Consider the following 12,969-nt stretch of genomic DNA (forward strand, 5'->3'; position numbering starts at 1 on the left):
CATATTAGGAGATGACCATGGTCGACTCTCATCAGCCGCAGACGCTTGCCGCTACCGCAGCGCCCCGCCTACTGGTGAGCCGCCCCGCCGGTGACCCCTTCAGTGCTGCTCTGGAAAAGGCAGGCTATACCGTAGTCTCTACCCCCTTTAACCATTGTTGTGTTGCGGGCGATCCGCATGGCCCCAACATTTCCACCGTTAACGTGTGGGAGGAACCCCTCCGCAACGGCCACGTTATGTGGGTTGTTTTTGCGTCCCGCCGCGGCGTGGAAGTATTCAATAAACTCTTTCCCGATACTCTGGCAGCTGCCGCTAAAGCCGGTACTCACTTTGCTGTTATTGGCCCCGCTACCGGGGTGGCTTTACGCCACCTTGGCCTAGAACCCGACCTCACTATGCCGGCTTCGGCCGCCACTGGCCAGCAACTGGGCCAGGCTCTTCGCGAACGCGTCGATTATCCTCCGCAGAAACCCACTAAAAAGAAGCCGCCCGTACCCACTGTCCTCTGTATTGGATCTGCGCTATCTCGCTGGGATTCCACGGTATCACTCCATGAGGCGGGCTGGGACGTTACCTGCCTGCCGGTGTATACGATGATGCCGCTAACAGCCGATGAACTTCCCGCCGGCACCATTGCGGACTGGCAGGACGGTCAATTCGCGTGCGCAGTGGTGACGGCCCCCTCCGCCGCCCGTGTTCTTGTCACCTTGTGCGGAAAAGGCAATGTTGTGTGCATTGGTGATACAACTGCCGCCACCGCTAAAAAAGTGGGACTAAATATTAGCCGCGTTGCTAAAACTGCTGACCCGGCGGGGGTGGTGGAAGCTGTCCAGCTCGCTTTCCCCCTCACTGAATCAGCTGAGCTAGCTGCACCGTCTGAACTAACTGAGCCGGCTGCACCATCTTCCCAGCTGCAGACCCCATCGACGTCACAGCCGCGAACGTCACTTATAGCTACTAGTGCGACCGCGGACCGTTCGGGGGAACAGGCGGAAGCGGGGGCATAGGCGGCATCGCTGTGGGCGGTGTCGGTGGATGACGCTGCTCAGCTATCGCGTTAAACCATTCGTCAGCTTCCGGTTTCCGCATTTGTGACAGTGCGGGTACTGCCATTATGCCCTCCAGAATGACGATGCACAGGATAACGAAAGAGAACACGTTACCCCCGGCAGCGCTACTGTCCTTCGAGAGGTAGTAGGCGATAATGCTGAAACTACTGGTGTTGTCCTGAAACGCCATAATAATGGCGGATATGCCCTGTACTGCCATGTAGCAGCCAATAAAAATGAGGACAACACGCGCCCATTTCCGCCCCCGGCTCATTCGCCAAATAATAATGCTGAATACAGCAACAAGAAGTATCTCCACGAAAATGGCCATGAACGGAAGTGCGACGGCCATCGTGTGTATTTCCGCGGATGAGTATCCTGCACCAGCATTATTCGCCTGGTTCTGTACCTGGTTTTGTGCAGTACCAAGGTGCGCAGTGAGGTCGTCAGAGATAACGTTTGTGAGGGTCTGTGAGTGCAGTACGCTTACAACAATTTCGGAAATAATCTGCACGATGGTGAGTATCAGTATCCCAATCCAGAGAATGAGGGCAGTACCAACACAATAAGGACGACGCAGTTTTTCCATATCCCTAGACTAGCGAACAGCGTTGGCAGTACTGGTACTGAAGTATTTCTCTACCTTGGTACGGATATCGTCATCGGTGAACTCGCCCGCGTCGGGTCCAATACCCGTCACGGTGTATGAGGCAGTAGCAACTCCCCACACGGCAGCTTCCTCGGGGCTGTAGCCTTCGGCAACACCTTTGAGGAATCCTGCAGAGAAAGCATCTCCTGCACCATCTGTAGAGACTATTTTTGTGCGCATGGCGGGGATAGTGGTGGCAGAGTCGCGTGTAACAACGACGGCACCGTCTTTACCGGTGGTAGCGGCCACACAGCCAACTCCGTAGTCAATCATTCGCCGGCAGGCCGCAATGAGGTTGTTTTCGCCCGTGTAGCCAAGGATCTGTTCCTCATTGGGAAGAAGATAGTCAACATATGGTAGAGCATCCTGAATCCACGTGACTACCGCTTTAGAACCATTGGCAAGAAGATCCGTAGAGGTGATGGCTCCGCCGTCTTTTGCAGCACGAAGTACTTTTGCGACGGCCTTACCTCCCTGGAATTCGGGGGCACCGTAGTGCACAACATCGACGTCGGCAATAAGATCCCACGGTGCATTGTCCACGTCATAGAGAATCTCTGTTCCTACCAGGTGCAAAGTGGGGTGTGAGCCATCTTTACGAATAGGGACAACAGAACCCGTGGTGGCGGTACCGTCAACAATTTGGAACGTGTCTGTATTAATACCGCGTTCGTTGAGGAGCTGCCGCAAAATCTGGCCACGAGTGTCATCGCCGCATGCAGACGATACGTATGTGTCGAACCCCAGTTTTTGGAATGTGAGGGCGGTGGCAGCGGCAGTACCCGATGGAGTGATGTGGATATCATCGACGAGCGCAATGCTCTGTCCCTGAGGAATACTATCTACCGGCTGGACCAGGACGTCCAGTGCACTAGTACCAATCGCGAGGGCTTTCATAGCCATGGGAACTCCTTTTTCTTTAGTTCACCGTAACGCACGGCAGTAAAGACAGCGTTGTACTGCAGTGAACACAATATGGCGAACACAGCGTGGCGACACAGTGGTGAACCTTGTGTACTCATTCCATGGGTGCAGCTGTTCTATTAACAAAAAGTAGCAATATCGACATAAATCGTACCGCGTATGGCGGAAAAATCTTGTCTATTGTGGAATCTCGTCCATCAGACCCGTAAAAATTCTAGTCGGTAATACGGAATCCGGGTATGGTTCGACTGGCTCGACTGTAGATAGATTCAATGGGAACGTATGTGGTAATGCCGTCACGACCACCGGAGAGAATACCAATGACACCTTTGTCTGTGTAGACAGCGGAGCCGGAATCTCCGGAGATGGAGCGCAAGGTAGCAGAGGTACCAATAACGATGCCCGGCACAAAAGCTCCGCGCATATAGGTAATTTCATTCTCCCGATTTACTTTTCCGCAGCGCACACCAGATTTAGTGCCGTGGAAGCAGATTTGTGAATCGGGGGAGACTTGGCCGAGGTAGGCAAAGTGGGGAACGTCGTTGTGGCCGACCTTAACATTCGATTGCAATTTGATAACCGCATAGTCAGCAATTTCGAATTGGGCACTTCGTACATGCCCAATTAATTTCTGATTATGGTAGATGGGCTGGCCAACAATTTCTCCCAATTTTCCGTTGACACAATGCCCGGCGGTAAGGAGATACAAACCCCCATGATTATCTCGAACTGGTGCTGCCGCAGTACAAGTAGACGTAGCAACAAGGTACTTCGCTTTAATGGTATCGCCAGGCATAATGACGGTATTCTGCGGTACAGCATAAGCTGCGGTAGGGGCCGCAATAGCCGCAAGGGCACAGGCGAGGGCAAATGTAGCCTTGGCGATGCGCATTAGTACTTCTCTTTTCTAAATGTGACAGTCCGCTATTCATCTTATGGGCTCATATTGAATTTTGTTACCTCGGTTTAAAAAACTTCTTATAAATAAAATGCAGCCGCCTCATTACCTGAGGCGGCTGCATAAAGATCGGTCGAGGTGTGATTACTTGCCGAGCTTACGACGCTGAACACGCGTACGGCGAAGCAGCTTGCGGTGCTTCTTCTTCGACATGCGCTTACGACGCTTCTTAATCACTGATCCCATGGAGATCCCTCACTGTTCTGTATGGTTTTATGCTTATGGCGTACGGGGCGCGATGAGTAATCTTCGCAGTGTTCTCTTCGCAGTGTCTCTGAGAACCAAGGGGTTCTCACGTTATTAATACTCCCGTGGACTAGTAAAGCTTACCCCTACCAGCACGTCATATAAAATTTTTGTTGTTAACCAACCTCGTAGAATGAGGATTTTAGGTAGTCGTCAACTACTCGAGAATCAACTCGGAAGGAACGACCAAAACGAGCCGCGGGCAGCTCTCCGCTATGGACCATGCGATAGACAGTCATTTTTGAGACACGCATAATCTCCGCAACTTCTGCAACAGTGAGAAACGTGGGAGCTTCTCCGCCTTGCGCGGTGAGCGTTTCGTTAGCACCAGTCGATGCCATGACATACACCTCCAGCACGAGCTGTGGCACGAGCTTCCCCACTCGTGGGCCAGTCACACACGTGCTGTATGTAGCCTAACGTGTCTCATGTTAAAAATGCGACACAAGAAACTAATTCACCCAAAGTTTATTCATGGAGTTCCCCTCCAACAGCCCCCATTACCGGAAAGCCCATGACAAACACAGAAGGTGCCTACCCCCGAACAGGGGTAGGCACCTTCTTGTTGCCACTTTTTACATCTTGGGACGCAACTGTTCCGACTTTTTCGCCGCCGCCTCAAGAACGTTATACACCGTGGATCGGAAACCACCATCCTCAAAAGCCCGTAATCCGGCCGCAGTCGTTCCCCCGGGAGAAGTAACAGCCTCCCGTAACTGCGTGGCAGACTTCCCACTATCCTGCAGCATTTTTGCAGATCCCGAGATAGTACCAACCGTCAGTTGTGTTGCTACCTGGCGCGTAAGCCCCATTGATACACCGGCCTCAACCATCGCCTTCACCATAAGGAAAAAGTAGGCGGGGCCAGAACCGGAAAGAGCGGTCACAGTGTCCATATCGGCCTCTGGAACCTCCAAAACAGTACCCACCTCCCCTAGTAGCCGGCAGACCTCTTCCATGTGCTCTGGGCGTGCATAGCGCCCCGCAGACACAGCACACACACCCTCCCCCACCAACATAGGAGTGTTAGGCATAACGCGGACAACAGGGGCCCCCGCAGACAACTGATTCTCATAGAACGCAGTAGGAATACCCGCCGCAATAGAAACGACAACAAGCTCGTTGTCTAAATTCGGTGCTACCTCCGACAAACCCTGTAACACTGCCTTCACGTCTTTAGGTCTGACGGCAATGAACACGTAATCTGCACTCTCCACTGCCTCGTCTATCTCAGCAGCCAGAATGTCATAACGCTTCGTCAGCTCAAAGGCTCTTTCTGCATTATTTTCACAGACAATAATGTTTTCTGGTGCTAAACCACCCTTGATAGTGCCGGCGATGAGCGCCTCGCCCATCTGTCCACCACCAATTACAGCAATCCGTGTCATGCCTATAACAGTGCCATAACGGGAGGACAGATGTCACAACCACGTGCCAGAAAAGTTAGTTTTCAAACTTGTAGCCAAGCCCGCGCACAGTCACAAGATGCACTGGGGAGGAGGGATCTTCCTCAATCTTGGATCGCAGCCGCTTAATGTGAACATCAAGAGTCTTCGTATCCCCGACATAATCGGATCCCCACACGCGGTCAATCAGTTGGCCACGCGCCAGCACACGACCTGCATTCCGCATCAAGTACTCAAGAAGATGGAATTCCTTCAGCGGAAGCTGAACCTCCTCGCCCCGGACAAGCACCCGGTGGGCGTCCACTTCCATGACAACCGGCCCAGCGCTAATAGTCGTTTCCTCCGGGGTGGGAGCCTCGGCGGAACGCTGACGGCGCAGAACGGCATTAATACGCGCAATAAGCTCACGGGATGAATATGGCTTGGTGACATAGTCATCCGCACCAATTTCTAGCCCCACAACCTTATCGATCTCGGCGTCGCGCGCCGTCACCATAATGATGGGAACATCTGAGACCGCACGCAATTCCTTGCACACGTCTGTCCCAGATTTGCCCGGCAGCATAAGATCTAGCAGCACAAGATCCGGCTGGACCCGTGCAAACTTATTAAGGGCGGTCACACCATCGCCCACGATGTCAGCATCGAAGCCTTCCCGCTGCAGTAGAAAACCTAGCGGTTCAGCCAGCGACATTTCATCTTCCACGATCATGATGCGGCTCATTTATTTTTTCTCCTCTTGAGTGGTTACACCAGATAATTCCTGGGTATCTGCGGGCAGAAACCCCAGAGTAAACGTCGATCCAACACCCGGCTTGGACCATACCATCACTGCACCGCCCATATTGAGGGCAATCTGCCTGACGATAGCTAGACCTAAACCAGTGCCGCCCCGTCCACGTGAGCGGGCTTTATCAACACGGTAAAAACGTTCAAAAATGCGATTAATGTGCTGGGGAGGAATACCCATCCCCTTGTCCGAGACCTGCACAATGCACAGTTCTTGTTCATCGCGCAGTGTGTGGTTAAGAGACATGTAGCAGTTAGTGCCGGACATTCTCTCCCGCAACGTTCCAACCCGGATACGCTCCCGGGACACCACTACCCGCTTACCTTCCTCGGAATAGCGGATAGCGTTCTCGATAAGGTTATGAATGGCCATAACGAGAAGTGCCTGATCCCCCCACACCAGGAATCCCTCGTGGCTATCGAGACGGACCGCGACATCATATTTGTCCTGCGAGTGACGCGACCGAGAAAGCGCCTCTGACACAACATCATCAAGATTGACGATCTGCGGATCTGTAAGCTTCTCGGCTCCTTGCAGGCGGGACAATTCCATCAACTCAGAAATAAGCTGAGCCAATCGCATTGCCTCGGACTGCAATCGTTCACCAAAGTATTTAACCTGCTGCGTATCCGTAACATCGGCAAGAAGTGCCTCCGCTAAAAGGGCAATAGCACCCACGGGAGTTTTCAGCTCATGCGAAACATTGGCGACAAAATCACGCCGTGTTTTTTCCAGGCGAGCTTCCTCAGTTGCATCGATACAGTAAATAACGACAAACTGAGAATCCCCCTCCTCCAAAGGCTTCATCATGACGCGCAACGATTCCACAGGCTTCGCAATGCGGTAGGACGTCTTTGGCTGCATGTGGAATATGACGGGTTCTTTACTGGAGAATACTTGCTCCACCGTAGACCACAGTTTGTCATTGACATGCCGATTTTCCACAAGGCCAAGGAGACGGGCTTGTTCATTCGTCAGCACAACATCTTGCATGCGATCAACTAAGGCCACTCCAAAAGGAGCAGTGTCGGCAATACGGCGCAGCGCGTCAAGTTCACTAATGCCAGTGTCATCATGATGGTCAACATGGACAGGGCGATCTAAGAAATGATGAATAATACGTGGGCAAAAGACACCGAGAACAACGCCCACAATAAAAACGATGAGAGCGATTAGTGTCACATATCCAGCCTTCACACTTTCCATGGTACGAAATATTCGAGATGAAGGATGAACTAGAAAACCTCAAATTTGCTCGAAATCTATGTTTTACCCCCTATTTCAATGCGATGTCACTAATAATTCATCTCTCTGTAAATAGGTAGAGACACGCAGGAAACCGCTAAGGAACAACGAAAAACGGGAGACACCCCACCGAAAGGTGGAAAGTCTCCCGTTTAACGACGGTATAAAAACTCTTACTTATTACCCTGAGCAGCCACAGCAGCAGCTCCAGCAGCAGCAGCCTCGGGATCGAGGTAGTCGCCACCAGGGTTGGTAACCTTCAGCTCGCCATTAGCAAGCTCGAAGTGGTAAACCAGCGGAATACCGGTAGGAATGTTCAGTCCTGCAATATCGTCATCAGAGATATTGTCGAGGTACTTCACCAGTGCACGCAATGAGTTGCCATGAGCAGCAACCATAACGTTCTTTCCGGCCTTCAGGTCCTGCTCGATGCTCTCGTGGTAGTAGGGCACCAGACGGTTCACAACGTCCAGCAGGCACTCGGTAAGCGGAACCTCATCGAGGTTGGCGTAGCGAGGATCATGAGTCTGCGAGTACTCGTTCTCGGGATCGATAGCCGGCGGCGGGGTGTTGTAGGAACGACGCCAGAGCATGAACTGCTCGTCACCAAATTCCTTCTTGATCTCAGCCTTGTTGAGACCCTGCAGTTTGCCGTAGTGACGCTCATTCAGACGCCAGTCACGCACGACCGGAATCCAGTGGCGGTCAGCTGCATCCAGTGCAATCTGTGCAGTCTGGATAGCACGACGTAGAAGGGAAGTGTAGAGGACGTCAGGCAGGACGTTCTTCTCAACGAGAAGTTCGCCACCGCGCTTTGCTTCAGCCTCGCCCTTTTCCGTCAGACGAACATCTACCCAGCCAGTGAACTGGTTGGAAGCGTTCCACTCTGACTGACCGTGACGAAGCAGGATCAGAGTTCCAGGTTTATTTTCAGCCATGCCCCTATTCTGCACCGTCAGCACCCCATTGTAAAAGGGGAATATGTCACAAAAGGAGGGCACCACAATGAACATTAGGTGTAGGTGTTAAGGCTTGAGCACTGAACAACTGAGCACTAAGACAGTGACGGCCCGTAATAGTTATCCCGCGCCCGTCGATAACAATCCACCAGCTTCGAGCCCGTCCGTGACCATGAAAAATTCGCCGCATGCCGTGACGCCGCCACCGCCAAAGCAAACCGCAACGCATCATCATCCAATACCCTGCCGAGCACATCCGCCCAATGCAGCGGATCATGCCCATCAACGAGAAGCCCACTGACCCCATCATCAACAGCTAATGGCAGGCCACCCACATTAGTGGCTACTACCGGCGTGCCACAGGCTTGTGCCTCCAACGCCACCAGTCCAAAAGACTCATTATGGGAGGGGACGGCCACTACATCAGCAGCGCGGAATACCTGCACCAACTTTTCCGGTGGCATGGGACGGAAGAACTTTACATGTGCTTCTATTCCCAGCCTGGCCACTTGCTCCTGCAATACCGTGGGGGCATCTAGACCAGAACCGGAAGGCCCGCCCACAATAACAACAGTAAGGTAACGATCCGGATGACGGCGCAACAGTTCCGCAGTGGCGTCAATCAACACATCTGGTGCCTTCAAACGCTGAATACGCCCCACAAAAGCAATGATCTGATCCTCTAGAGGCAGCCCCAACTCACGTCGAGCTACCTCCGTTGCCCCCGGACCACCAGGCGAAAAAAGACTGAGATCCGCACCCGGAGGAATAACGTCAATACGCTGCGCCCGCGCCCCCAACATATCCACGAGCTCTTGTTTTTCCGCCGGAGTGTTAGCAGTAAGACGCGTCGCGGACGCCGCAATCTTATGCTCCGCCACAAGCCGATTCTGTGGTTCGGGCGTATCCCCCTCCGCCAAACTGGCATTCTTCACCGCCGCCACAGTGTGAAAAGTATGTACAAGCGGCACCTGCCACAATTGCGACGCGATCCGCCCCACCTGCCCTGATAGCCAGTAGTGGGAATGGATAAGGTCGAAGTATCCGGCCCCATGCCGCGCCTCCACCTGCATGACCCCATGCGCAAAAGAACAGAGTTCCTGCGGCAAATCATACTTGTTGAGGCCTTCTAACGGGCCAGCGAGAATATGCCGCACACGCACACCCGGTTCCTCTTCCTCCAGAGGATCCCGAGACGATTCGGTAGCGCGGGTAAAAATCTCCACCTCAATACCGCGACGCGCTAGCTGACGCGCTGTCTGCAGTACAAAAACATTCATTCCTCCAGCATCTCCAGTTCCGGGCTGCGCCAGAGGCGATGTGTGCATAGAAAGGAGTGCCACACGGCGTATTAAAGGACCGCGAACATGGGGGGAAGCGGAAGGCATAGTCCTATTCAACACCGAATACGACGCATCGTCTATGCTGCCGCGACTCTCCCGAGATGCTTTTTCTACAGAAAATATGGCAACAAATAAATAATTGCCACTACCAGGCATCACAGGTATTTACTACTAAGTAACTCGTTTCCGCAGGTAACCATACTTCGACCATTTGAATCAATGTAGATTAATCTATTAACCATGAGTTCACCACTACCGCCCAACGGGGAACCCACCGATCGTCAGAAGATTTGGTGCGGTAACTACGAAGACGGCGTTCCCGCGCGCCTTGAACAGGCAACGCGTACCATCGTCGACATCTTCGATTCCAGTGTGTGTCAGTGGGCTGCCAAAGATGCTCTCGAATTTTTCGGCAAAACTACCACCTTTGCAGAACTAGCAGAACAGGTAGACCGCTGCGCGGAAGGGCTCCGCCGTATGGGAGTCACCAAAGGCGATCGCGTGGCTCTCCTCCTCCCCAACTGTCCAGAAGCCGTCATCGCTTTCTACGGCATTCTACGACTAGGCGCAGTAGTCGTGGAACATAATCCGCTCTATACAGAACATGAACTCGCCCAACCTTTCTACGACCATGGCGCACGCGTAGCGATCTGCTGGGACAAGATCGCCTCAAAAATTGTGAAACTGCGGCGCACCAGCGATCTGGAAAACGTCGTCACCGTCGACATCACCCAATCACTGCCGAAAAAACTACAATTCGCCCTGCGTCTTCCCTTCCGGAAAACTCGCAAATTACGCGAATCTATGACGTCTCCCACCCGGCACACATTCCCCTGGGAACGTCTCCTCGACCATCCCCGCATCGCGGTTGAGCATCCCCGTCCCTCTATTGGGGATCCTGCTCTCATGTTGTACACCTCGGGTACCACCGGAACTCCCAAAGGAGCCGTCCTTACCCACTTCAACCTCGCCTCCGAACTCGCCATGTCGCAGGCATGGATCCAAAAAGCTATCCCCGGGAAAGAAACTATCCTTGTCACTCTTCCCCCCTTCCACGCTTACGGCATACTCTCCTGCACGCTTCTGGGAGTCAGTATTGGGGCTAAACAAGTCCTGCTCCCCAGCCCCGATATCAACCTCATTATGAAGGTATTTAAACGGGAAACCCCCACCTTCATTCCCGCTGTGCCACCCATTTACCAGCGCATATTGCGCGAATCTAAAAAGCGGAAGATCTCCATTAAAGGTGTCCGCCTCGCTTTCTCCGGCGCTATGTCTCTTCCCATGGAACTTGTTGAAGAGTGGGAAAACGCCACCGGTGGCATCATTACCGAAGGATATGGGCTTACAGAGACGTCTCCCATTATCGCCGGCAACCCCATGGATCCGGCACTCCGTAAAGCAGGTTCCGTTGGCGTCCCCTTCCCCGAAACTGAAATCCGCATTGTGGATGTAGCTGACGGTGTCACAGAACTAGACTTCAATGAACCCGGTGAACTCGTTGTGCGTGGCCCGCAAGTATTCTCCGGCTACCACAACATGCCCGACGCCACCGAAAAGGCCATGCACGGCGGCTGGTTCCACACCGGCGACGTTGCGGTGATGGATGAGCACGGCTACATCACCATCGTTGACCGCCTGAAAGAAATGATTATTACCGGCGGTTTCAACGTCTACCCCTCCGAAGTGGAAGAAGAACTAGCTGAACACCCCTCCATTGCAGAATGTGCAGTAGTAGGAGTACGCAACCGTAATGGCGGCGAAATGGTAGCCGCTGCAGTTGTTTTAGAGCATGGTGCACGGCTCAATGAAGAAGCCCTACGCGACCATTGCCGTAATTCCCTCACCCGCTACAAAGTCCCCAAACGCATTGTGGCATTGGAGGAAATCCCCAAGAACGTGATGGGCAAAGTGCTCCGTAAAGAAGCCTCCAAACAGGTGCAGGAATTCATTGACCAGCACCCCACTCCCATCGTTCCCACGCAGGAATCACACGACCGAGACAGCAAATAAGTCGCCAGCGGGAATAAAGCGAGAATAAAGCAGCTCACCACTCAAGCCGTTCGGCTGACTGCGCAGCCAGGTTAATCGAGAGGTGGAAGCGCACATCCCACGAAAACAGGTTCGGGGACAAGCTCCACCCCGAAACGCTCCCACACACCATCGCGTACCTGCTGTGCCACCTCTAGAAGCTCCGCTGTGCCCGCAGAGCCCCGGTTAGTAAGAGCCAACGTATGACGGGTACTGAGCGTGGCAGGGCTCCCCTCCCCCGGGAAACCTTTTGTAAAACCAGCCTTATCGATAAGCCAGGCCGCCGACAGTTTCACCCCACCCTGTCCGGGGAACTTCGGCATCACATCGGTATCAATACCAGCCGCCGCCAACTGCGCCAGCACATCCGCAAACATGCTTTCGGAAATAATGGGATTCGTAAAAAACGAGCCGGTAGAAAAAGTATCCGGATCCGGTGTAAAAGTCCCGGCTACCGTCTCACACCACACACCCGCCGATGATGGCTCCCCAAAACCCAGAGCGCGCACCCCCGCACCACACACCACCATGCCTTTACCGCGACGCAACTCCAGCACAGTTTCCCGCGCCACACCTACTGGTACCCGCTCCATCGGCTGACACCCCAAACGGCGCGCCAACTCCCGGTAGCGGATTGGTGCCGATAAACCATCCCGGCGCAGCCGCAACTCCACCGCTGTCACCACCGCGCGGTGCGTGAACTTCATATTCGAGTAGCGGTACCGCAGATCTAGCCGATCAGCCGTTTCCCACTCCACTGCCCCCGTCAGCCGGTCCACAAGCTGCACCCGCTGCAGCACAGACTCCATCTCCACCCCGTAGGCACCCACATTCTGCACCGGAGTAGCCCCCACCTGGCCAGGAATACCCGACAAGCACTCAATACCGCCCCAGCCGCGTGCAACCGTCTCCGCCACACACTGATCCCACGTAAGCCCAGCCGGAACCTGCACCGTCACCGAACTATCCGACTCGCGCACTACCTGCAGATGCGCACCTGCATGGTCAGCGTCTACAACGGACTGGCGCAGCAGCACCATTTCATGTCGAGGTACCCCGGTAGATTCATCCCCCACAATAAGATTCGAGCCGCCACCGACAACAAAAAGCGGTACATCGGCCCGCAATGCTGCCTTTACCACTGCACTAACCTGGGTAGGAGTTGTGCACGTTACCATTCCACGCGCCGGCGCACCCACCTGGGACGTGGTGAAATCGGCAAAACTCACCTCTTTAGCTACCTGCGCGCCAACCGCACGGGCAGCCTCCCACACGCCCTCTAGAGCGCTGCTGGACAGAATGGCTTGATTGTTTGGCATGCTCTCAGGATACCCGTTTAGCCAGGAAACACCGGTAGGCTTGCTACTAT

The 12,969-nt window shown here is 53.7% G+C and carries 13 protein-coding genes; 2 read left to right on the plus strand and 11 right to left on the minus strand.

Annotated features, from left to right (window positions below):
• Positions 1-17: 17 nt before the first annotated feature.
• A complete protein-coding gene (locus QZV76_RS02810) occupies positions 18-1,007 on the plus strand; it encodes a uroporphyrinogen-III synthase (RefSeq protein WP_290595883.1) in 990 nt (329 codons plus the stop codon).
• On the opposite strand, the gene QZV76_RS02815 is transcribed toward QZV76_RS02810, so the two are convergent.
• The 10 genes from QZV76_RS02815 to mshA form a co-directional block, all read right to left on the minus strand.
• Positions 958-1,638 (minus strand): hypothetical protein, encoded by a 681-nt coding sequence (locus tag QZV76_RS02815; RefSeq protein ID WP_290595885.1) that lies wholly within the window; start codon positions 1,636-1,638, stop codon positions 958-960. The genes QZV76_RS02810 and QZV76_RS02815 overlap by 50 nt on opposite strands.
• A 9-nt stretch (positions 1,639-1,647) precedes the next feature.
• Entirely contained in the window at positions 1,648-2,601 is a 954-nt protein-coding gene (locus tag QZV76_RS02820; protein WP_290595887.1) for a carbohydrate kinase family protein, read from the minus strand.
• A gap of 235 nt (positions 2,602-2,836) precedes the next feature.
• Entirely contained in the window at positions 2,837-3,514 is a 678-nt protein-coding gene (locus QZV76_RS02825) for a trypsin-like serine protease (protein WP_290595889.1), read from the minus strand.
• Positions 3,515-3,664: 150 nt separating this feature from the next.
• Positions 3,665-3,766 carry an AURKAIP1/COX24 domain-containing protein gene (locus QZV76_RS02830; protein ID WP_003402602.1) on the minus strand — a complete coding sequence of 34 codons (102 nt, stop codon included), beginning with the start codon at positions 3,764-3,766 and terminating at the stop codon, positions 3,665-3,667.
• A gap of 176 nt (positions 3,767-3,942) precedes the next feature.
• Entirely contained in the window at positions 3,943-4,167 is a 225-nt protein-coding gene (locus QZV76_RS02835; protein ID WP_290598275.1) for a helix-turn-helix domain-containing protein, read from the minus strand.
• Positions 4,168-4,401: 234 nt separating this feature from the next.
• Positions 4,402-5,214: a pyrroline-5-carboxylate reductase gene (proC, locus tag QZV76_RS02840; protein WP_290598276.1), complete on the minus strand. Its 813-nt coding sequence runs from the start codon at positions 5,212-5,214 to the stop codon at positions 4,402-4,404.
• A gap of 55 nt (positions 5,215-5,269) precedes the next feature.
• Positions 5,270-5,956 (minus strand): response regulator transcription factor, encoded by a 687-nt coding sequence (locus QZV76_RS02845; protein WP_290598277.1) that lies wholly within the window; start codon positions 5,954-5,956, stop codon positions 5,270-5,272.
• Entirely contained in the window at positions 5,957-7,204 is a 1,248-nt protein-coding gene (locus tag QZV76_RS02850) for an ATP-binding protein (protein WP_290598278.1), read from the minus strand.
• A 236-nt stretch (positions 7,205-7,440) separates the two neighbouring features.
• Positions 7,441-8,205, minus strand: coding sequence for a phosphoglyceromutase (locus QZV76_RS02855; RefSeq protein ID WP_290598279.1), 765 nt, complete (start codon positions 8,203-8,205; stop codon positions 7,441-7,443).
• Positions 8,206-8,321: 116 nt separating this feature from the next.
• Positions 8,322-9,614, minus strand: coding sequence for a D-inositol-3-phosphate glycosyltransferase (gene mshA, locus QZV76_RS02860; protein ID WP_290598280.1), 1,293 nt, complete (start codon positions 9,612-9,614; stop codon positions 8,322-8,324).
• 195 nt (positions 9,615-9,809) lie between these two features.
• Between mshA and QZV76_RS02865 the strand changes: the two genes are divergently transcribed.
• The gene (locus QZV76_RS02865; protein ID WP_290598281.1) at positions 9,810-11,582 is read left to right on the plus strand and encodes a long-chain-fatty-acid--CoA ligase; all 1,773 of its coding nucleotides are present in this window, start codon (positions 9,810-9,812) and stop codon (positions 11,580-11,582) included.
• Between the two features lie 71 nt (positions 11,583-11,653).
• Here QZV76_RS02865 and QZV76_RS02870 read toward each other — a convergent pair whose 3' ends face one another.
• On the minus strand, positions 11,654-12,919 hold the full coding sequence (locus tag QZV76_RS02870) for a UDP-N-acetylmuramate dehydrogenase (RefSeq protein WP_290598282.1): 1,266 nt from the start codon (positions 12,917-12,919) through the stop codon (positions 11,654-11,656).
• Positions 12,920-12,969 lie beyond the last annotated feature (50 nt).

Origin of the sequence: Lawsonella sp., from assembly GCF_011525565.1 — a bacterium.
Classification (GTDB): domain Bacteria; phylum Actinomycetota; class Actinomycetes; order Mycobacteriales; family Mycobacteriaceae; genus Lawsonella; species Lawsonella clevelandensis_A.